The sequence below is a fragment of the Nonomuraea sp. NPDC049309 genome (genome assembly GCF_043196965.1).
Lineage (GTDB): Bacteria > Actinomycetota > Actinomycetes > Streptosporangiales > Streptosporangiaceae > Nonomuraea > Nonomuraea fastidiosa.
In genome coordinates, this window is record NZ_JBICSH010000006.1 from 269,639 (window position 1) to 289,290 (window position 19,652).

The following is a 19,652-nucleotide window of genomic DNA, read 5'->3' on the forward strand; positions in this document are numbered from 1 at the left end:
GTGGCCTCCCGCGGTGTCAGGACGTGTGCGGGAGCGGGCGGATCGGGACGACCAGCGGGGTGCCGGCCACCGGGTCGGGGATGACCTTGGCGTCCAGCTCGAACACCTCGCGCAGCAGCTCCTCGGTCAGCACCTCGTGCGGGGTGCCCGAGGCGATCACCCGGCCGGCGCGCATGGCGACCAGGCGGTCGGCGTATCGGGCTGCCAGGTTGAGGTCGTGCAGGACCATGACGACCGTGCGGCCGCCCTCCTCGTGCAGGTGCCTGACCAGCTCCAGCACCTCCACCTGGTGGGCCAGGTCGAGGAACGTGGTCGGCTCGTCGAGCAGCAGCAGGTCGGTGCCCTGGGCGAGCGCCATGGAGATCCACGCCCGCTGCCGCTGCCCGCCGGACAGCTCGTCCAGCGGCCGCTCGGCCAGGTCGGCGAGGCCCGTCATGTCCAGGGCCGCCGCGACCGCGCCCTCGTCGTCGGACGACCACTGCCGGTACCACGTCTGGTGCGGGTGACGTCCCCTCGCCACCAGGTCGGCGACCGTCAGCCCCTCGGGGGCGGTGGGCGACTGGGGGAGCACGCCGAGGATCTTGGCCACCTCGCGGGTGGGGATCTTGTCGATGCGCTTGCCGTCGAGCAGCACCTCGCCGCCCTGCGGTTTGAGCAGCCGGCCGAGCGCGCGCAGCAACGTGGACTTGCCGCAGCCGTTGGGGCCGATGATGGTGGTCACCGTGCCCGCCTCGATGCCGAGGTCGAGCCCGTCCACGATGAGGCGGTCGCCATACCCGAGCTTGACGCCGGCGGCCTGCAGTCTCACTTTCGCGACCTCCAGATCAGGTGGATCAGGTACGGTGCGCCCAGCACGGCGGTGACGATGCCGACGGGCAGCTCGATGGGGGAGAACAGCGACCTCGCGATCAGGTCGGCGGCCGTGGTGAGCACGGCGCCGACGACCGCCGAGCACAGCAGCGGCGGCTGCCCCGAGCGGACCAGCCGCAGCGCGATCTGCGGCGAGGCCAGCGCCACGAACGCGATCGGCCCGGCGGAGGCGGTGGCCACGGCGGCGAGCAGCACGGCGGCCAGGATCATCAGCGCCCTGGCCAGGTTCGTCCGCACGCCGAGCGCGGTGATGGTGTCGTCGCCGAAGCGCAGCGCGTCCAGCGAGCGGGTGCCGAGCAGGGTGAGCGGCACCAGCACGGCCAGGGCCAGCCCGGTCGGCACCACGTGCTCCCAGCCGCGGCCGTTGAGCGAGCCGCTGATCCACACCATGGCGCGGCCGGTGTCGTTGACGTCGCCGACGGTCAGCAGCCAGAACTTGACGTTCGTGAACACCGCGGCCACGCCGATGCCGACCAGCACCAGGCGGTAGCCGTCGAGGCCGCGCCGCCAGGCCAGGCCGTACACGACGGCGGCGCCGATCAGGCCGCCGAGCAGGGCCAGCGCGGGGATGCCGAGGGTGGCGAGCAGGCCGCTGACGCCGCCGTACGCGCTGCCGCTCGCGACCACGCCGGCCACGACCGTGACGGACGCGCCGGTGGTGACGCCGAGGATCTCGGGGCTGGCGAGCGGGTTGCGGGCGATGGACTGGATGATGGCGCCGGACAGCGCGAGCGCGGCGCCGACCAGGGCGCCGGTGAGCGCGCGCGGCAGGCGCAGCTCCATGATGACGAAGTGGGCGGGGCTGTCCGCGTCGAACGTGCCGGAGACCACGTCGGGCAGCGTCATCTCGATGTCGCCGATGCGCATGTTCAGCGCCATGAGCAGGGCGAGCAGCACGGCGCCGGTGACGGCGACGGCGACGCCGCGCATCCGCAGCCGCCAGGACAGGCCGCCGAGTCGCAGGGGGAGTGTGGTCATCACAGGCGTACGGGCTTTCTGCGGCGTACCAGGGCGACGAAGAAGGGCGCGCCGAGCAGCGCGAGCACCACGCCGACCTCCAGCTCGCCCGGCGGGGCGACGACCCGGCCGACCACGTCGGCCACCAGCAGCAGGGCCGCGCCGATGAGCCCCGAGTACGGCAGCAGCCACCGGTGGTCGGTGCCGGACAGCGGCCTGGCCAGGTGGGGCACGATGAGGCCGACGAACGCGAGCGAGCCGCAGGCGGCCACGGCGGCGCCGGTCAGCAGGGTGACGGCGGCCACGCCGACGGCGCGGGTCCGCTCGACGTTCTGGCCGAGGCCGCGCGCCACGTCCTCGCCGAGCGAGAGCGCGTTGAGCCCCGGGGCATTGACCATCGCGAGCACCAGGCCGGCCGCGATGAACGGCAGCACCTGCCAGGCCACGTCGGCGCCCCTGGCGGCGATCGAGCCGGCCTGCCAGAAGCGGAAGACGTCCATCGCCTGCTCGTCCAGCAGCACGATGGCGGAGGTCAGCGCGTACAGCAGGGCGCTCACGGCGGTGCCCGCCAGCGCCAGCGTGACGGGCGTGGGGCCGCCCCTGCCGCCCACCATGCCGAGCGCGAAGACCGCGACGCTGGCCACGAGCGCGCCCGCCAGACCGAACCAGATGTAGGCGAGCAGGCTGGAGGTGCCGAGCATGATGATCGACGACACCATGGCGAACGCGGCGCCCTGCGTGACGCCGAGCAGTCCCGGGTCGGCCAGCGGATTGCGGGTGTGACCCTGCATGAGGGCGCCCGCGACGCCGAGCGCGACGCCGGCCATGACGCCGAGCGCGGTCCTGGGCAGCCGCAGCGAGCGGATGACGATGTCGTTCTCGGTGCCGGTCGGCGCGGTGATCGCGTGCCAGGCGTCGGCGAGCGGCACGGACTTGGAGCCGATCGTGATGCTCAGCAGGACGCCTGCTGCCACGGCGGCGAGCAGCGCGCCGAGAACGCCGAGCCGGCGCCGCTGAACGCCGTGGAGGCGCGGGGCGACGGCGGATACGCTCACCCGAGTCCTCCTGACGTTTGCCCGATCCCGCTGAAGTATGCCAGGTTAGGCAGGGCTAACCTAATTTAGGCTTACCTTACTTCGGGGAAAGGGGTCTGATGAGACCGTTGCGCGTGCTGATCGGCGCCGTCCTGCTGGCGGCACTGGCCGCCTGCGGCTCGGCGGAGGGCGGAGACGCCGGATCGGGGCCGGAGACCTCGCAGGGCGCGGCGCCGTTCAGGACCGTGCGGCACGCGATGGGAGAGACGGTCATCCCCGCGCAGCCGAAGCGCGTGGTGGCGCTCGACCAGAGCTTCGTGGACGCGGTGCTGACGCTGGAGACGCCGGTCGTCGGCTACACCACGTACCGGTCGATCGAGACGAAGCTCCCCGACTACCTCGGCCCGGTCGTCGAGCAGTACGGCAAGGAGGCCACCTCGGTCGGCACCCTGGAGCAGCCCAGCCTCGAGAAGATCATGGCGCTCAAGCCCGACCTGATCGTCTCGGCCAAGGTCCGTCACGAGGCCCTGTACGACCGCCTGTCCAAGATCGCCCCCACCGTGTTCAGCGAGACCACCGGGGCCATCTGGAAGGACAACCTCCGGCTCATGGGCCGGGCGCTGGGCAAGGAGGACCTCGCCGAGCAGCGGATCAAGGCGTACGAGGAGCGCGCCGCCACCATTGGGCGGGAGATCAAGGAGAAGGAGGGCGAGCTGCCCACCATCTCGGTCGTGCGCTTCGCCGGCGAGCCGACCACCCGCCTGTACGTCGAGAACTCCTACTCCGGCGTGGTGCTGAAGGACGTCGGCTTCCCGCGCCCCGAAGGCCAGCCCACCGCGCAGGACAAGATCGCGGTGGACGTGAGCCAGGAGCGCATCGCCGATCTGGACGCCGACCACATCTTCGTCGCCACCTACCCCGACCCGGCCTCCGAAGGGCCGAAGCAGAAGTTCGTCACCAACCCGCTGTGGGGCAAGCTCAAGGGCGAGAAACACGAGGTCAGCGACCTCACCTGGATGACCGCGGTGGGCATCCAGGGGGCGCACGCGATGCTGGACGACGTGGCCGGGATCTTCGGCGTGGACCCGGCCAACACGTCCTGACCGCGAGCAGCGGGCCGGCCGCGCCAGGGGACGGGCCGCTCCAGGGGACCGGCCGCTTGAGGGGACGGACCGCGCCAGGGGAGCGGCCTGGTCGAGGGGAGCGGTGGGGCCGAGGGGCTAGCTGTTCATGAACCTGCGCAGCTCCTCCAGGTGCGGCTCGATGTCGAGGCCGTTGGCGGCCAGCCACTCGGGGTTGCCGTACGTCCCCCGGTACCGGTCGCCGCTGTCGCAGATCAGCGTCACGATGCTGCCCCGCCGGCCGGCCGCCCGCATCTCCTCGATGAGCTGCACGCACGCCGCCATGTTGGTGCCGGTGGAGCCGCCGACGTCGAGCCCGGTCACCTCGCGGGTCCAGTGCATGGCGGCGATCGACCGGGCGTCCGGCACGGCGATCATGCGGTCGATGACCGAGGGCAGGAACGAGGGCTCGACGCGCGGGCGTCCGATGCCCTCGATGCGGGAGCCGGGGGCGGTGACCGTGATGTCGCCGTCCACCCAGCCCGGGTAGAAGGCCGAGCCCTCGGGGTCCACGACGGCGAGGCGGGTGTCGTAGCGGCGGTAGCGGATATAGCGGCCGATGGTGGACGACGTGCCGCCGGTGCCCGCGCCTACCACGATCCAGGCCGGCTCGGGGTAGGGCTCCATGGCCATCTGTGAATAGATCGATTCAGCGATGTTGTTGTTGCCGCGCCAGTCGGTGGCCCGTTCGGCGTAGGTGAACTGATCCATGAAGTGGCCGCCGGTCTCGGCGGCCAGACGGTGAGATTCGTCATAGATCGCACGCGGGTCGTCAACCAAATGACATTTTCCGCCGTAGAACTCTATGAGGTGACACTTCTCCGGCGACGTGGAGGCGGGCATGACCGCGATGAAGGGAAGACCGAGCAACCGGGCGAAGTACGCCTCGCTGACGGCGGTGGATCCGCTCGACGCTTCCACGATCGTGGTGGAGGGGCCGATCCAGCCGTTGGCCAGGCCGTACAGGAAGAGAGAGCGGGCCAGCCGGTGTTTCAGTGATCCGGTTGGATGCACCGATTCGTCTTTCAGATAAAGGTTTACGCCCCAGTGCGGGGGCAGCGGAAAGACGTGCAGATGTGTGTCGCAACTGCGGTTGGCGTCGGCCTCGACCTTGCGTATGGCCTCCGCCACCCAGCGGCGTGTCCCCGAGTCATGCCGGTCCACGAATCTCATGGCCATACGCTATCCCATGTGACTCTTGCCACTATTCCTACGGAATTGGGTGGGTAGTGTTATGATAATGAGACTTGTCCCGCCGTGGACGTGACGCACGCCGCGAGCAGATGGACGACGACCCCCTTCTGATCGAGGCGGAACCTCTCTAACGCCCCCCTTACCAAGGGCTTGCGAGGATGGAACCGCCGTCAGGCGGCTTGTGCCGAAACGGGGGATAGCGCAAGGGGGAATGAATTGATCACCATGACCGATGAGCAGCGCCAGGACTGGTTCGAGCGGGACGTCGTGCCCGTGACGTCGCAGCTGTTCGCCTCCGCCATGCGCCTGACCCGCAACACCGCTGACGCGGAGGATCTGGTGCAGGAGACGGTGGCGAAGGCGTACACGTCATACCACCAGTTCCGCGAGGGCACCAACCTCAAGGCGTGGCTGCACCGGATCCTCACCAACAACTTCATCAACGACTACCGCAAGAAGCAGCGCTCGCCCAAGCTGTCCGCCGCCGAGGACATCGAGGACTGGCAGCTGCACGCCGCCGAGTCGCACAGCTCCACCGGCCTGCGCTCGGCCGAGACCGAGGCGCTCGACCGCCTGCCGGACAACGTCGTCATGAACGCGCTGCGCTCGCTCCCCGAGGACTTCCGCGTGGCCGTCTACCTCGCCGACGTCGAGGGCTTCGCGTACAAGGAGATCGCCGAGCGCATGGGCACGCCCATCGGCACCGTCATGTCGCGGCTGCACCGCGGCCGCCGCCAGCTGCGGGCCCTGCTGGAGGAGTACGCCCGCGAGGAGGGCGCCGTGCGCCTGCCCGCGCAGCGGGCCGCCTGACTACCGCTCCACCCTCAGGTGGAGGCGGACCCGTAACGCACCGTCCTCCGCGCGCAGATCCACCAGATCGCACAGCTGTCTGCTGATCCAGAGCCCGTATCCCCGTGGGGACTCGGGCTCTGGCGGTATGTAGCCGGGTAACGGGTCGTCGATCGCGCCTCCCGGGTCGGAGATCTCGCAGATCAGCTCGCCGTCCCTGATCCACATCGCGACCGTGCCGTGGCCCGCGCCGTGCTCGACGCTGTTGGCGGCGATCTCCGAGACGCTGATCACCAGCGACGTGACGAGTTCGTGGTCCATGCCCGCCGCCCTGGCGTAGTCGCCGACGTTCCGGCGCAGCCGCTTCAGCTCGCGGCCGGTGAAGCCGAACCTCTCCGCGCCGGGCGCCGGCGGGGGCAGCGGCGCGCGGTCCCCGTCGAGCACCAGGTCGTGCGGGTGAACGAAGCGGGTGCTCGTCACCTCGCCGTCGGGCCCGAGCAGGCACGGGTGGGTGACCGGCCCGTAGGCGACCATGGGCCCGGGGGCCCGGCGCACGTCGTACGGGCACATCACGATCGCGGCCGCGCGGTGCAGCGCCACGTTGATCACCGAGTCGCAGCGGATCAGCTCCCTGACGTCGCGCTCGCTCATGCCCGTCCAGGACGGCTCGGCGATCACCAGCGTGCTGCGGCCGCGGGTGTAGTCGTGGCAGGCGGCGAGCATCCGGTACGGATGGGCGTACCAGGAGGCGGGGGAGCGGCTGTCGATGCGGGCGGCGTCGGGCCCGAGCGCCGCGGCCAGCAGGCCGAGCCTGGCCGCGCCGGTCACGACCAGCACCTGCCTGCCTTCGTCCAGCGCGGAACGCACGCGCGGCACGATGAGGGTCACGAAGGACTCCTCGGAGTCGTACGGCACCGCGACGTGCCTCAACGATCCGCCATCGGTACGTGCCCGGCCAGGGCGCACAGGCGGAACGTAGCAAGGCTAGGAGTGCTGTGCAACGGCTATGAGCGCCACCGCGGCCAGCGCGCACGCCACGCCGGCGATCTGCACGGCCCGCAGGCGCTCGCCGAGCACCCGGTTGGCCAGCACCAGCGTGCTCGCGGGATAGAGCGAGACGAGCACGGCGACCAGGCTGAGCAGGCCGTCGCGCTGGGCGAGCAGATAGAGCACGTTGGCCGCCATGTCGAGCACGCCCGCCGCCACGATGACCGGCAGCGACCCCGCGCCGGGCCGCAGCCCGCGCCCGGTCACCAGGGCCGGCAGCGCCACGACGGACACCGACGACAGCCGGGCCCCGACCAGCGGCCACAGGCCGGAGTCGCCGGGCGCCATGGACAGCAGGATGAAGAATCCGCCGAACCCGGCACCCGCCGCCAGCGAGACCAGCACCGAGCGCGGCGTGACCTGCCCGCCGCCCTTGCCCTCCTGGCTGACCAGCAGCACCGCGCCGAGCGCCAGCGCCACGCCCACCAGCGCCCACACGCCGGGACGGTCGCCCGTGGCCAGGCCGAACACCACCGGCAGCGCGGCCGAGGTGACCGCCGTGGTGGGGGCGACCACCGACATCACGCCGGTGGCCAGCGCCCGGTAGAACAGCACCAGCCCGGCCGCTCCCGCAAGGCCGGCGGCCAGGCCCCAGGAGAGCGCGAGCGTGCCGTACGAGCCGGGCAGCAGCGGCAGCAGCACGAGGATCAGCGCCAGGCCCGCCGCCTGCGAGAGCACGACGACGGAGAGCACCCGCGAGCGCCGGGTGGCCAGGCCGCCGAAGAAGTCGGCGGTGCCGTACACGATGGCGCAGGCGGTCGCCAGGATGACCGTCACCGGGGGAGTCCTTCCTCAGATCAATATGCTGCACTATTAGTGCAATTCACAGAGTACATCCTGCTGCACAAAGCATTCACTAGACTGCACTGCATGGAGGACCCCGAGCTCATCACCCAGGCCATCGCCAACAACGTGCGCGCCCAGCGGGCCCATCGCGGGCTCACCCTCGACGCGCTGGCCGCCAGGTCGGGCGTGAGCCGGGGCATGCTCGTCCAGGTCGAGCAGGGGCGCACCAACCCCAGCGTGTCCACGCTCACCCGCATCGCCTCCGCGCTCGGCGTCACCGTCGCCCGCCTGGTCGAGGTCGGCGACGTGCCCATGGTGCGGGTCGTGCAGAAGGACGACGTCGTCACCTTCGACCAGGGCGATGGCCGGGCGCGGCTGCTGGTCGGCGCCGACATGCCGATGATCCTGGAGCTGTGGGACTGGCGGCTGTCCCCCGGGCGGCACCACGACGGGGACGCCCACCCGCCGGGCACCCGCGAGATGCTCACCGTGCTCGAAGGCGAGCTGACGCTGGTCGTGGCGGGCAAGAGCCACGTGGTCGGCACCGACGCCGCCGTGCTCTTCACCGCCGACCGGCCGCACCGTTACGCCAACCAGGGGGAGGCCGAGCTCAGGTTCATCATGGCCGTGGCCGAGCCGCGTACCGCCGGCGACGCCTGAGCCGGGCTCTTGGGGAAGGCGCCTGAGCCTCAAGGCGACGCCCGCGCCCTCTGCGCGAAGCGGCGGTTGCGGTCTCGGAGGCGGTGCCGGCGCCTTATCGATGAAGCGGCGCCTGCGATCTCGGAGACGCCGCCGGCGCCCGCACCCTATCGATGAGGCGGCGGCCGCGATCGGTGAGGCGGAGCATGCGAGCTGTGAGGTGGCCGCCGGCGCCCGACGTATGAGCGCGCCCGATCTAGGCGTAAACGATCTATAAGCGCGAAACCCCTCCGCGTGACCCGCCGGAGTTTCATGATTACTCCATGGCTTGGACGGCTGATGCCCGTGGCTGGGTACACCCCCTGTGTGCGGCGACCGCGTCCCGCGGCCGGCGCGCTCGACGTCGGCAGGGGGTGACGTGTGAGTGAGGCCAGCGCGGCGACGGAGAAGCTCCAGGCGGAGCTTCACGGTCTGGGCGTCACCAGCGCCTACGAGATAGGCGACGGTGCGACCGTCTCGGTGTGGATAGGGCTGGTCGTACGTTATAGAGATGGTTTTTACCGGTGGCAGGAAGGACCGGTGAAACGTCGGCATCTGGGTACGGATCCGCTTGGATGTGCCATGCGCGTGGCGCGCCGCTTCCAGGAATTGCAGGCCGATATCCCACTCTGGTGGGACGACCTGGCCAGGGAACTGCGGGGGGTGCCGGTCCAGGACTATCCATAGGCCCCCGCATGCGGCGTTTCGGGGGGAAGCATGCGCGTATGGGCCTTGCCGCTGGCCCTGCTCGCGCTGGCGAGCTGTGTCACGTACTCGGTGGCACGGCGCCAGCACCAGCACGTGGACGTCACACCCATGAGGCTCGGCGCCTTCGATCCGGTGGCGCTGGCCAAACGACTGAAGTCGATGCAGGCGGGCTGGCCGCGCAGCAGGGACTTCGACTGCGCGAGGCTCAAGTGCGTGGCCCTGACCTTCGACGACGGACCCGGCGAGCACACCCCCCGGCTGCTCGACCTGCTGCGCGAGCGCGACGTCAGGGCCACGTTCTTCGTCATCGGGGAGATGGTGGCGGCCGACAAAGGCGGCAGGACCGTCCGCCGCATCGTCGACGAGGGCCACGAGATCGGCAACCACTCCTGGAGCCATCCGTCGCTCACCTCGCTGCCACTGCACGGGATCAAGCGGGAGCTGCGGAGCACCGAGGAGATCGTGCAGCGGCTCACCGGGGTGCGCATGCGGGTGATGCGCCCGCCGTACGGGGCGACCGACGCCAGGGTCGCGGCCGAGACCAGGCGCGAGGGCCTCGCCCAGATCCTGTGGACCCTCGACACCCTCGACTGGCGCGACCGCGTCACCGAGACCGTCGCCAAGCGGGCGGGGCACGCCAGACCCGGCTCGATCGTGCTGATGCACGACATCCACCGCACCACCGTGGACGCCGTCCCCAAGGTGCTCGACACCCTCACCAGGCGGGGCTTCACGTTCGTCACGATCTCGGAGCTGTACGGCAGGACACCGTCACCCGGGAAGATGTACACCGAGCGCTGATCCGCCCCGGTCCCGTGGCACGCTTGACGCCATGGCTTTCACCGGCTTCCCCGACGAGGCGTTCATGTTCTACGAGGGGCTGGAGGCGGACAACTCCAAGACGTACTTCGCCCGGCACAGGGACCTCTACGAGGAGGCCGTGCGGGCGTCCATGCAGGCGCTGGCCGACGAGCTGGAGCCGGAGTTCGGCGCGGTCCGGCTCTTCCGTCCCTACCGCGACGTGCGCTTCTCCAAGGACAAGTCGCCGTACAAGACACATCAGGGGGCCTTCGCCGGCCGGATGCCCGGCATCGGCTACTACGTCGAGGTGAGCGCGGACGGGCTGTTCGTCGCGGGCGGCGTCTACAGCACCGCCTCCGACCAGGTGGCCCGCTACCGCGCCGCGGTCGACGAGGACATCTCGGGCAAGCCGCTCGCGGCGCTGGCCGAGCGCCTGGAGGCCGCCGGCTACGAGCTGATGGGCGACCGGCTGAAGACCCGGCCCAAGGGCTTCGGAGAGGACCACCCGCGCATCGGCCTGCTGCGCCACCGCACCCTGTACGCGGGCGTGCGCTGGGAGCCCGAGCCGTGGGTGCACACCTCCGAGGTGCGCGGGCGCGTCGAACGCGCATGGCGCGCCTTCGGCCCGCTGGTCGAGTGGCTGTGCACGCACGTACGCGGCAGCGAGCTGCCCCGCCGCTGAGCCGGCCCCAGCGGGTCGCGGTGCCCGCGACCTGGCCGCCCTCAAAGATCCGGTCCACGGTCTGGCCCGCGGCCGACGAGACGGCGGTGGCACCGCCGGCGAGCACCCCGGCCGGCGCCGGGGCGGCAGCACGGCCCTGACGAGCCTGCGGCGCTCGGCCTGCTCGGCGGGCTCCGGCACGGCCGGGCGCGGCCCGTTGAGCAGCCGAGGCCGGGGTGGCGGCGCTTGGCGTGAGCCCGGGGACCTGCCGGCCGGGGTGGGGGCGCTTGGCGTGAGCCCGGGGACCTGTCGTCCGGAGAGCGGGCTCGCGTCAGGAGCGCTTGGCGCGGGCGGCGGCGCGGGCGCGGGTGGCGGCGTCGAGGATGACCTTGCGGATGCGTACGGCCTCGGGCGTGATCTCCACGCACTCGTCCTCGCGGATGAACTCCAGCGCCTGCTCCAGCGACATCACCCGCGGCGGGATCAGCTTCTCCGTCTCCTCGGCGGTGGAGGAGCGCATGTTGGTGAGCTTCTTCTCCTTGGTGATGTTCACGTCCATGTCGTCGGACCGGGAGTTCTCGCCGACGATCATGCCTTCGTACACCTCGGTGCCGGGCGAGACGAACAGCGTGCCGCGCTCCTGGAGGTTGAGCATGGCGAACGCGGTGACGGGGCCGGACCTGTCGGCCACGAGCGAGCCGTTGTTACGGGTGCGCAGCTCGCCGAACCACGGCTCGTACGAGTCGAACACGTGGTGCACCAGGCCCGTGCCGCGGGTCTCGGTCAGGAACTCCGTGCGGAAGCCGATGAGGCCGCGCGCCGGCACCACGAACTCCATGCGGATCCAGCCGGTGCCGTGGTTGGTCATGTGCTCCATGCGGCCCTTGCGGACGGCCAGGAGCTGGGTGACCGCGCCGAGGTACTCCTCAGGGCAGTCGACCGTCAGCCGCTCGACCGGCTCGTGCACCTTGCCGTCGATGACCTTGGTGACGACCTGCGGCTTGCCGACCGTCAGCTCGTAGCCCTCGCGGCGCATCTGCTCGACCAGGATGGCCAGCGCCAGCTCGCCGCGGCCCTGCACCTCCCAGGCGTCGGGCCTGTCGGTGGGCAGCACGCGCAGCGAGACGTTGCCGACCAGCTCCTTGTCGAGGCGGTCCTTGACCATGCGGGCGGTCACCTTCGAACCCTTGACCTTGCCGACCAGGGGCGAGGTGTTGGTGCCGATGACCATCGAGATGGCGGGCTCGTCGACCGTGATGAGCGGCAGCGGGCGCGGGTCGTCGGGGTCGGCCAGCGTCTCACCGATCATGATCTCGGGGATGCCGGCGATCGCGATGATGTCGCCGGGCCCGGCCTCCTCGGCGGGCTTGCGCTCCAGCGCCTCCGTCATCAGCAGCTCGGTGATCTTCACCTTCTGGATCGAGCCGTCCGTACGGCACCAGGCCACCTGCTGGCCCTTGCGCATGACGCCCTGGTGGATGCGGCACAGCGCGATGCGGCCGAGGTAGGAGGACGCGTCGAGGTTGGTGACGTGGGCCTGCAGCGGCGCGTTGGGGTCGTAGGTGGGCGCCGGGATCGTCGACTTGATGATGTCGAACAGCGGCTCGAGGTCTTCCGAGTCGGGCATGCCGCCGTCGGCGGGACGCTGCAGCGAGGCCCGGCCGGCCTTGGCCGAGGCGTAGACGATCGGGAAGTCGATCTGCTCGTCGGTGGCGTCGAGGTCCATGAACAGCTCGTAGACCTCGTCGACGACCTCCTTGATGCGGGCGTCGGGCCGGTCGACCTTGTTGATGCACAGGATGACCGGCATCTTCGCGGCCAGCGCCTTGCGCAGCACGAACCGGGTCTGCGGCAGCGGCCCCTCGGAGGCGTCGACCAGCAGCACCACACCGTCGACCATCGACAGGCCGCGCTCGACCTCGCCGCCGAAGTCGGCGTGGCCGGGGGTGTCGATGATGTTGATGGTCATGCCGCCGTGCTTGACCGCGGTGTTCTTCGCGAGAATGGTGATGCCCTTCTCGCGCTCCAGGTCGTTGGAGTCCATCACGCGGTCGTCGACGTCCTGGTTGGCGCGGAAGGCCCCGGACTGCCAGAGCATCGCGTCGACCAGCGTGGTCTTACCGTGGTCGACGTGCGCGATGATCGCGATGTTCCGCAGGTCGTCGCGGCTGTTCAAAGGCATGATGACGTCTCGCTCTGTGTCGTGGGGGGCGGCCGCGCGAAGTCGCGACCTTCTCAGTCTAGTTGATCCCCTCCGCTGACCGGCGCGAGCCGCCGGCGGCCCCCGTTCCCCGCGACTACATAGCGGCCTGCACATTCCTGCGCATGGCAAGCACGGCCCGGATCCCTAGATTGGCGGCATGACCTGGACAGAGCTGGTGATGGCGGCGGCACCGATGCAGGGCGATCAGCCGGCGGTGAGCGACGTCAGGACCGGCGAGGTGCTGTCCTACGCGGCCTTCGCCAGGCGGGTCACCAGGGCGGCGGCGGGCCTGCACGCGCAGGGGCTCCGGTACGGCGAGCGGGTGCTCGTCGACGTCCCGCTCGGCGCGGCGCTGCCCGTCGCGGTGCACGCGGTGGCCTGGGCGGGCGGCATCGCCGTGCTGGGCGGGCGCGGTGAGTCGCGCATCCTCATCACCTACGACCGCTACGACCCCGCCGCGGTCAAGGCCGACCTGGTCTTCTCCTTCCGTCCCGTCGCGGGCGCCCGGTCGTTCGGCGACCTGGTGGGGGCGGCGGCCGTCGAGTTCGGCCCGCTGGCCGGGCCCGCGATCACGCTCGACGGCGTGCGGCTGCTCGACAACGCCGAGCTGGCCACCGACCTGCGCAGGCTCTCCACGCGTCTCGTCGTCACCAAGGACGACGTGGTGATCAGCGCCGTGAGCGAGCCGTTCCGCGGCCTGCGCACGATCGACCTGGCGATGACGGCGGGCGCCCATGTCGTCGTCGCGCACGAGCCGAGCCTGGTCGGCTGCCGGGTGCTGGCCCAGGAGCGGCGGGCGACCGTGGTGGTGGCGCCGTACGACCTGGCGCGGCGGCTGCTCGGCGACCCCACCCTGCGCGTCGTGGACGAAAGAGCGGTCGTGAGCTCACTCGGCGTGTGAGACGTGCGAGACTGTGCAAGAGTGTGATCCTTCGGCGACGCAGGGTGAGCACATGCCAGATTCCCCCCGGCACAACCTTCCGGTCGAGCCCAACCGGTTCATCGGCCGTGAACGCGATCTCGACGATCTGCGCGACCTGATCGGCGAGACCCGCGTGGTGACGCTGTGCGGGGTCGGCGGCATCGGCAAGACCCGGCTGGCCCTGCGGGTGGCGGCCGGGCTGGTGCCGTCGTTCCCCGGGGGCGTCTGGCTGGTGGAGCTGGCCAGGATCGGCCGGCCCGAGCTGGTCGACCACGAGATCGCCCAGGTGCTCGGCGTCGGCGAGGAGCCGGGCACCCCGCTGCTCGACACGGTCACGGCCCGGTTGCGCGATCAGCGCTGCCTGCTGCTGCTCGACAACTGCGAGCACCTCATCGACAGGTCGGCCCACGTGGTGTCGGCGCTGGTGTCGGCGTGCCCGTCGCTGCGCGTGCTGGCCACCAGCAGAGAGCCGCTGCGCATCGCGGGCGAGCTGGTCTGGCGGGTGCCGCCGCTCGACCTGCCCGGCGGCTCCGCCGGCGGAGGCAGCGCCCCCGACGCCTGTGCCCCCGACGCCTGTGCCCCCGACGCCTGCCCCCCCGACGCCTGCGCCGCCGAGTCCGTGCGGCTCTTCCTCGACCGCGCCGCCGCCGTCGGCACCAAGCTCGGTCCCGAGAGCCTGCCGGACGTGGTGCGCCTGTGCCGGGCGCTCGACGGGCTGCCGCTGGCGCTGGAGCTGGCCGCCGCGCGTACGAGCCTGCTCAGTCCCGGCCGCATCGCCGGCCGGCTCGACGACCGCTTCCTGCTGCTGACCACCGGCGGGCGCACGGCCCCCGCGCGGCAGCGCACGCTGCTCGCCACCGTCGAGTGGAGCTACGACCTGCTCTCGCCCGGAGAGCAGGTGCTGCTGCGCCGGCTGTCGGTGTTCGCCGGCGACTTCGATCTCGAGCTCGCCGAACGGGTGTGCGCGGCCCCGCCCATCGCGGCGGGCGAGATCCTCGACCTGCTGGCCGGCCTGGTGGACAAGTCGCTGGTGCTCTGCGACGAGGCGCGCTCGCGCTACTGGCTGCTGGAGACCATCAAGCGGTACGCGCTCGAACGCCTGGACCGGGCGGGCGAGCGCGGCGCGCTGCGCGAGCGGCACCTGCACGTACTCTGCGACCTGCTCGAACACCACTTCGCGGTGGAGATGACGGCGCCCAGGGAGCCGTGGGAGCGGCGGCTCGCGGCGGCGCGGGCGAGCCGCCGCCTGATGGACGACCAGCGCGCGGCGCTCGAATGGGCGGCCGAGTCCGGCAACGTCGCGCTCGGGCTGCGGCTCTGCCGCACCAGTACGGGTCTGCTGCCGCTGGGCGGCAACGTCAGGGAGATCGTCGGCTGGGTGGAGCGGCTGCTCTCGCTGGGCACCGGCGACGTGCCGCCCGAGGAGGTCGCGCACTCTCTCGCCTACCTCGCGTACGGGCTGGAGGCGCGCGACGAGCTGAGCCGGTCGCTGGAGCTGGCCCGGCGCAGCCTGGCGGGGCTCGGGCCTGACCAGGTGTTCCCGCGCTGCGTCATGCACAGCCTCATCGTCGTCGTGCTTCTGCGCATGGGCAGCATGGGCAGTGCCGATGAGGCGCTGCACCACGCCGAGGAGGGCCTGGCGCTGGCCACCGCGTCCGGTGACACCTGGAACCAGGCGGCGGGCCTGGCCGGGCTGTCGGCGGTGGCGCTCACCAGGAGGCGGTTGCGCGAGGCGCAGCGGCTCGGCGAGGAGGCGCTGGTGCGGGCGCGCGAGCACGGCCACCGCTGGATCATGGCGAGGACCGCCGTGCAGCTCGGCTGCGTGGCCGAGGCCAGAGGCGATCTGGTGACCGCCAAGGAGCAGTACGAGCAGGCCGTGCCCTGGCTGCGCGAGCTGGCCTGCCATCTGGAGCTGGCGCGCTGCCTGGCCAGGATCGGCCGGGTGGCGGCGATGCTGCACGAGTTCGGCCTGGCCCGCGAGCGGCTGGCCGCCAGCCTCGACCTGAGCCGCGCCGCCGGGCAGCGGCAGGGCGTGGCGCGCTGCCTGGTGGGGCTGTCGGTGCTGGCCGAGTGCGAGGGCGACCTCGAAGGCGCGGTGCTCGCGGCAGCGGCGGCGGCCGCGCTGCGCGAGGAGATCGGCCAGCACTTCGCCACGCTCAGGATCGACGAGCTGCTGGGCCGGGCCAGGACGAAGCTGGGCGAGGGCCGTACGGCCGCGTTGTGGTCGCGCGGCAGGACGATGAGCCCCGACGACGCGGCCCGCCACGTGCTCGACGGGCGCCCCGCGCCGCCCGCCCCCGCGGCGGCCGAGCCGGTCAGGCGCTCGCTGCTGACCGCACGCGAGCTGGAGATCGCCGGCCTGCTCACCCGCGGGCTGTCCAACCGGGCCATCGCCGAGGAGCTGGTCATCAGCCCGGCGACGGTGGCCCGCCACATCGCCAACATCATGGAGAAGCTGGGCTACACCTCGCGCGCGCAGATCGCGGTGTGGGCGGCCGAGCGGCCCCGGTCCGCCACGTAGGGGCGTCCAGTGGACGAGCGCGCATCTGCATAGGGATCTGCATATTCCGCCCCATGTGTGCACAGGTCGCCCTCCTTACGGTGTTCCCCATGGATGAGCGCATCGTGATGGTGGACTCGGGCACCGGCCTGAAGCTCACCGAGGAGCAGCTGGACGAGCGGTCCGCGGTCGCGGCCATCCGCCTCCGGCACGCGGGGGTCCGGGCGGGCGACACCGTGCTCATCTGCCTGCCCGTCGGGCCCGACCTGCTGGTGGCGACCGACGCGGTGATCGCCGCGGGCGGCGTGGTGTGGCCGTTGCCCGTCCATCTCGACGCGCCCGTGCTGCGCGACCGCATCCAGAAGAGCCGCGCCAGGGTGATGATCTCGAACGTGCGGGAGGCGCTGGAGGCGGCCGAGGAGTCGCGGGTGCGGATCGTGCTCAGCATGGCCGACCTCAGCGGCGACCCCGCCGTCCTTCAGCGTCCCTGAGCGCCGTCTCCCGTCGCCTCTGAGTGGTGTCCCGGTCGAGTCCGGCACCTCCAGAGCAGGCACCCCACCCCCTCGGAGCGTCGCCCCGGGCGCATCCGGTGTCCTTTCGAGTGGCACGCGGGGCAGGGCGGGCGAGGACCCGGAGGCGGACCCGGAGACGGAGGCGGACCCGGAGACGGAGGCGGGCGCGGAGACGGAGGCGGGCGCGGACACGGAGGCGGGCGCGGAGGCGGAGGCGGGCGCGGGCGCGGAGGCGGAGGCGGCGAGTTTAAGCTCGTGAGCATGCCGTTCGCGCCCAACTTCCCCGTCATGCTCAGAACCGAGGACGGCGTCCGCATCGACGCCGCGCACACTCCGCCCACCGGCCAGGGCGCGAGCGCCGACGTGGGGATCGTCGTGGCGCACGGCTTCACCGGCTCGTGGCGGGAGCGCAGCGCGCGCCGCATCGTCCACGTGCTCAGCCGGTACGGCGGCGTGATGGCGTTCGACTTCCGCGGCCACGGGCGTTCTGGCGGCGAGACCACGGTCGGCGACCTGGAGATCCTCGACGTGGAGGCCGCGGTGAGGCACGCCCGCGTGATCGGCTACCGGCGCATCGGCGTGGTGGGCTTCTCCATGGGCGCGGCGGTGGCCGTACGGCACGCGGGGTTGCGCGGCGGCGTGGACGCGGTGGTGGCGGTGAGCGGCCCGGCCCGCTGGTACTACCGGGGCACCCGGCCGATGCGGCAGGTGCACTGGGCGATCGAGCGGCCGTTCGGCAGGTTCGCGGCGCGGGTGGCCAAGCGCACGAGGATCGCGCGCGGGCAGTGGGACCCGATCCCGATGCCGCCGTACGAGGCCGCCGGGCTCATCTCGCCGACGCCGTTGCTGATCGTGCACGGCGACGCCGACGCGTTCTTCCCCCTGGAGCACGCCGAGCAGCTCTACGCGGGCGCCAAGGAGCCGAAGGAGCTGTGGGTGGAGCCCGGCTACGGGCACGCGGAGTCGGCGGCGACCCCCGATCTCATCCGCCGCATCGGCAAGTGGCTGACAACCCGTCTTTCAGCGTAATTCCCGTCGTCCTGCGGCGTACGAATGGAAACCGCCGGGAGAAAGTCTCCGAGGTGGCAAAGCGTTCGTAGCGCCCGTCGTGGGACATACTGCTGCGGTCAGTCCGTAGCGGATGCGTCACGCGCTGTCTCGCGCCGCTTGGACCTAGCGTCGCGGGGGCGCGCTAGGTCCGTACGGAGCTGGAGCGAAGGGGGCCTTCGAGGGGGGTCTCGTACGGGGAGGCCCCCTTCCGCTCGGTGTGCTCAGCCGAGGCGGGTGATGGTCTTGTACTCCAGGTAGCCGTTGAGTCCCTCGGGACCGAGCTCGCGGCCGATGCCGCTGGCCTTGTAGCCGCCGAACGGGGCGTTGGCCTCCAGCATGTAGCAGTTCACCCCGTACGTCCCGGTGCGCACCTGGCGGGCGACCTCCATGCCGTGCTCGGGGTCGGCCGTCCACACGGTGCCGGCCAGGCCGTACTCGCTGTCGTTGGCGATGCGCACGGCGTCCGCCTCGTCCTCGTACGGGATGACGGCGAGCACCGGCCCGAAGATCTCCTCCCTGGCGATGCGCATGTCGTTGGAGACGCCCGCGAAGACGGTGGGGGCGACGTACCAGCCCTTGTCGCGCGGCCGGTCGAGACCGCCGACGACGACCTTCGCGCCCTCCTCCATGCCGATCCTGATGTAGCCCTCGACGCGCTCCTGCTGCCGCTTGGCGACGAGCGGGCCGATGCCGGTGGCGGGGTCGGCGGGGTCGCCGACGGCCTGGGAGGAGACCATGCCGGCGACGGCGTCCACGACCTCGTCGTAACGCTGCCTGGAGGCGAGGATGCGGGTCTGTGCCACGCACGCCTGCCCGTTGTTCATCAGCGCGGCCATCTGCAGGAAGCCCATGCCGGCCTGCAGGTCGGCGTCGTCGAGGATGATCGCCGCGGACTTGCCGCCGAGCTCCAGGCTGACCCGCTTGAGCTGCTCGCCGCAGATGGCGGCGATGCGCCGTCCGGCGGCGGTGGATCCGGTGAAGGCCACCTTGTCCACGCCGGGGTGGGAGACGAGGTGCTCGCCGACCTCGCGGCCGGCCGCGACGACGTTGAGCACGCCGGCCGGTACGCCCGCCTCGGCCGCCCACTCGGCCAGCAGGTACGCATCCAGCGGCGTCTCCGGCGCGGGCTTGAGCACGATCGTGCACCCGGCGAGCAGCGCGGGCGCGACCTTCGTCATGGTGACGAACTGCGGCACGTTCCACGGCACCACGGCCGCCACGACGCCGACGGGCTCCCTGCGCACGGTGAGCGGGCCGAACAGGCCGGGTCGCTGCTCCTCCTGCTCGAACGTCCTGCCCAGCTCGGCGTAGAAGCGCAGCATGGACAGCGGCTGCGGGGCCTGCGCCAGCTTGGAGAAGGTGATCGGCGAGCCCATCTCCTCGGTGATGAGCCGCGCCATCTCGTCCTGTCGCGCGTCGTAGATGTCGGCGAGCCTGCCGATCACCTCGGCCCGCTCGGCGAACGTCATGCGCGGCCAGGGCCCGTGGTCGAACGCCTCCCGGGCGGCGGCGACGGCGCGGTCCATGTCCTGCGCGGTGCCGTCGGGCACGCGGCCGACGACCTCCTCGGTGTGGGGAGAGATGACGTCTATCGTCCCGGTGCCCGCCGGGGCCACCCATTCGCCCCCGATGAACAGCGTGTCGTGCTGGCGCATGACGTGGACCTCCTGCTTGACCGAATGCTTGCTTGCTGGGGGAGTTCCTCAAGGCGACCGAACCATGTTCTGTCCGCACGTGCAAGAGGCGCGCCGCGCCTTCCGCGGGCGGGGCGCGCCGTGCGTGCATGGGCGACGCCGCGCCTCCAGCGGGCTCGACACGC

At 71.7% G+C, this 19,652-nt stretch carries 18 protein-coding genes; 10 read left to right on the forward strand and 8 right to left on the reverse strand.

Going from position 1 to position 19,652, the window contains the following annotated elements; all coding sequences use genetic code 11:
- Positions 1-16: 16 nt before the first annotated feature.
- The 3 genes from ACGFIM_RS32885 to ACGFIM_RS32895 are packed head-to-tail and all read right to left on the reverse strand — an operon-like array spanning position 17 to position 2,882.
- Positions 17-808 carry an ABC transporter ATP-binding protein gene (locus ACGFIM_RS32885; protein ID WP_393208432.1) on the reverse strand — a complete coding sequence of 264 codons (792 nt, stop codon included), beginning with the start codon at positions 806-808 and terminating at the stop codon, positions 17-19.
- A complete protein-coding gene (locus tag ACGFIM_RS32890; protein ID WP_393208435.1) occupies positions 805-1,848 on the reverse strand; it encodes a FecCD family ABC transporter permease in 1,044 nt (347 codons plus the stop codon). The genes ACGFIM_RS32885 and ACGFIM_RS32890 overlap by 4 nt, the downstream gene beginning before the upstream one ends.
- The gene (locus ACGFIM_RS32895) at positions 1,848-2,882 is read right to left on the reverse strand and encodes a FecCD family ABC transporter permease (protein ID WP_393208437.1); all 1,035 of its coding nucleotides are present in this window, start codon (positions 2,880-2,882) and stop codon (positions 1,848-1,850) included. Before ACGFIM_RS32895 ends, ACGFIM_RS32890 begins: the two co-directional genes overlap by 1 nt.
- A 98-nt stretch (positions 2,883-2,980) precedes the next feature.
- On the opposite strand from ACGFIM_RS32895, the gene ACGFIM_RS32900 reads away from it, so the two are divergent.
- Entirely contained in the window at positions 2,981-3,964 is a 984-nt protein-coding gene (locus tag ACGFIM_RS32900) for an ABC transporter substrate-binding protein (RefSeq protein ID WP_393208440.1), read from the forward strand.
- Positions 3,965-4,081: 117 nt separating this feature from the next.
- Here the strand turns inward: ACGFIM_RS32900 and ACGFIM_RS32905 are convergent, their stop codons facing one another.
- Positions 4,082-5,155, reverse strand: coding sequence for a PLP-dependent cysteine synthase family protein (locus ACGFIM_RS32905; protein ID WP_393208443.1), 1,074 nt, complete (start codon positions 5,153-5,155; stop codon positions 4,082-4,084).
- Between the two features lie 246 nt (positions 5,156-5,401).
- On the opposite strand from ACGFIM_RS32905, the gene ACGFIM_RS32910 reads away from it, so the two are divergent.
- Positions 5,402-5,986 carry a sigma-70 family RNA polymerase sigma factor gene (locus tag ACGFIM_RS32910; RefSeq protein ID WP_393208446.1) on the forward strand — a complete coding sequence of 195 codons (585 nt, stop codon included), beginning with the start codon at positions 5,402-5,404 and terminating at the stop codon, positions 5,984-5,986.
- Here the strand turns inward: ACGFIM_RS32910 and ACGFIM_RS32915 are convergent, their stop codons facing one another.
- Both ACGFIM_RS32915 and ACGFIM_RS32920 read right to left on the reverse strand, forming a co-directional pair.
- A complete protein-coding gene (locus tag ACGFIM_RS32915) occupies positions 5,987-6,895 on the reverse strand; it encodes an anti-sigma factor RsbA family regulatory protein (protein ID WP_393208449.1) in 909 nt (302 codons plus the stop codon).
- Positions 6,896-6,949: 54 nt separating this feature from the next.
- On the reverse strand, positions 6,950-7,789 hold the full coding sequence (locus tag ACGFIM_RS32920; protein ID WP_393208452.1) for an EamA family transporter: 840 nt from the start codon (positions 7,787-7,789) through the stop codon (positions 6,950-6,952).
- 93 nt (positions 7,790-7,882) lie between these two features.
- Here ACGFIM_RS32920 and ACGFIM_RS32925 point away from each other — a divergent pair, with 93 nt between their 5' ends.
- The 4 genes from ACGFIM_RS32925 to ACGFIM_RS32940 all read left to right on the forward strand — a co-directional run bounded on the left by ACGFIM_RS32925 (position 7,883) and on the right by ACGFIM_RS32940 (position 10,667).
- Positions 7,883-8,458 (forward strand): helix-turn-helix domain-containing protein, encoded by a 576-nt coding sequence (locus tag ACGFIM_RS32925; protein ID WP_393208455.1) that lies wholly within the window; start codon positions 7,883-7,885, stop codon positions 8,456-8,458.
- Between the two features lie 399 nt (positions 8,459-8,857).
- Positions 8,858-9,163, forward strand: coding sequence for a hypothetical protein (locus ACGFIM_RS32930; RefSeq protein WP_393208457.1), 306 nt, complete (start codon positions 8,858-8,860; stop codon positions 9,161-9,163).
- A 30-nt stretch (positions 9,164-9,193) separates the two neighbouring features.
- Complete coding sequence (locus ACGFIM_RS32935) at positions 9,194-9,985, forward strand: polysaccharide deacetylase family protein (RefSeq protein ID WP_393208460.1); 792 nt, start codon at positions 9,194-9,196, stop codon at positions 9,983-9,985.
- Between the two features lie 31 nt (positions 9,986-10,016).
- Positions 10,017-10,667: a DUF2461 domain-containing protein gene (locus tag ACGFIM_RS32940; RefSeq protein WP_393208463.1), complete on the forward strand. Its 651-nt coding sequence runs from the start codon at positions 10,017-10,019 to the stop codon at positions 10,665-10,667.
- A 310-nt stretch (positions 10,668-10,977) separates the two neighbouring features.
- Here ACGFIM_RS32940 and typA read toward each other — a convergent pair whose 3' ends face one another.
- Positions 10,978-12,828 carry a translational GTPase TypA gene (gene typA, locus ACGFIM_RS32945; protein WP_364058815.1) on the reverse strand — a complete coding sequence of 617 codons (1,851 nt, stop codon included), beginning with the start codon at positions 12,826-12,828 and terminating at the stop codon, positions 10,978-10,980.
- A 178-nt stretch (positions 12,829-13,006) separates the two neighbouring features.
- On the opposite strand from typA, the gene ACGFIM_RS32950 reads away from it, so the two are divergent.
- The 4 genes from ACGFIM_RS32950 (at position 13,007) to ACGFIM_RS32965 (ending at position 17,812) form a co-directional block, all read left to right on the forward strand.
- Positions 13,007-13,750: an AMP-binding protein gene (locus ACGFIM_RS32950; protein ID WP_393208467.1), complete on the forward strand. Its 744-nt coding sequence runs from the start codon at positions 13,007-13,009 to the stop codon at positions 13,748-13,750.
- Positions 13,751-13,802: 52 nt separating this feature from the next.
- Positions 13,803-16,292 (forward strand): LuxR C-terminal-related transcriptional regulator, encoded by a 2,490-nt coding sequence (locus ACGFIM_RS32955; protein ID WP_393208470.1) that lies wholly within the window; start codon positions 13,803-13,805, stop codon positions 16,290-16,292.
- 89 nt (positions 16,293-16,381) lie between these two features.
- Positions 16,382-16,762: an AMP-binding protein gene (locus tag ACGFIM_RS32960; RefSeq protein ID WP_393208473.1), complete on the forward strand. Its 381-nt coding sequence runs from the start codon at positions 16,382-16,384 to the stop codon at positions 16,760-16,762.
- A gap of 282 nt (positions 16,763-17,044) precedes the next feature.
- The gene (locus tag ACGFIM_RS32965; RefSeq protein WP_393208476.1) at positions 17,045-17,812 is read left to right on the forward strand and encodes an alpha/beta hydrolase; all 768 of its coding nucleotides are present in this window, start codon (positions 17,045-17,047) and stop codon (positions 17,810-17,812) included.
- Positions 17,813-18,054: 242 nt separating this feature from the next.
- On the opposite strand, the gene ACGFIM_RS32970 is transcribed toward ACGFIM_RS32965, so the two are convergent.
- Positions 18,055-19,488: an aldehyde dehydrogenase gene (locus ACGFIM_RS32970; protein ID WP_393208479.1), complete on the reverse strand. Its 1,434-nt coding sequence runs from the start codon at positions 19,486-19,488 to the stop codon at positions 18,055-18,057.
- Between the last annotated feature and the right edge of the window lie 164 nt (positions 19,489-19,652).

What these genes read in the sequence shown, in the direction of transcription:
- ACGFIM_RS32890 (WP_393208435.1), bottom strand. Translation starts at nt 1,848, where the DNA reads ATGACCACACTCCCCCTGCGACTCGGCGGCCTGTCCTGGCGGCTGCGG.
- ACGFIM_RS32900 (WP_393208440.1), top strand. Translation starts at nt 2,981, where the DNA reads ATGAGACCGTTGCGCGTGCTGATCGGCGCCGTCCTGCTGGCGGCACTG.
- ACGFIM_RS32905 (WP_393208443.1), bottom strand. Translation starts at nt 5,155, where the DNA reads ATGAGATTCGTGGACCGGCATGACTCGGGGACACGCCGCTGGGTGGCG.
- ACGFIM_RS32910 (WP_393208446.1), top strand. Translation starts at nt 5,402, where the DNA reads ATGACCGATGAGCAGCGCCAGGACTGGTTCGAGCGGGACGTCGTGCCC.
- ACGFIM_RS32925 (WP_393208455.1), top strand. Translation starts at nt 7,883, where the DNA reads ATGGAGGACCCCGAGCTCATCACCCAGGCCATCGCCAACAACGTGCGC.
- ACGFIM_RS32935 (WP_393208460.1), top strand. Translation starts at nt 9,194, where the DNA reads ATGCGCGTATGGGCCTTGCCGCTGGCCCTGCTCGCGCTGGCGAGCTGT.
- ACGFIM_RS32940 (WP_393208463.1), top strand. Translation starts at nt 10,017, where the DNA reads ATGGCTTTCACCGGCTTCCCCGACGAGGCGTTCATGTTCTACGAGGGG.
- typA (WP_364058815.1), bottom strand. Translation starts at nt 12,828, where the DNA reads ATGCCTTTGAACAGCCGCGACGACCTGCGGAACATCGCGATCATCGCG.
- ACGFIM_RS32950 (WP_393208467.1), top strand. Translation starts at nt 13,007, where the DNA reads ATGACCTGGACAGAGCTGGTGATGGCGGCGGCACCGATGCAGGGCGAT.
- ACGFIM_RS32955 (WP_393208470.1), top strand. Translation starts at nt 13,803, where the DNA reads ATGCCAGATTCCCCCCGGCACAACCTTCCGGTCGAGCCCAACCGGTTC.
- ACGFIM_RS32960 (WP_393208473.1), top strand. Translation starts at nt 16,382, where the DNA reads ATGGATGAGCGCATCGTGATGGTGGACTCGGGCACCGGCCTGAAGCTC.
- ACGFIM_RS32965 (WP_393208476.1), top strand. Translation starts at nt 17,045, where the DNA reads ATGCCGTTCGCGCCCAACTTCCCCGTCATGCTCAGAACCGAGGACGGC.
- ACGFIM_RS32970 (WP_393208479.1), bottom strand. Translation starts at nt 19,488, where the DNA reads ATGCGCCAGCACGACACGCTGTTCATCGGGGGCGAATGGGTGGCCCCG.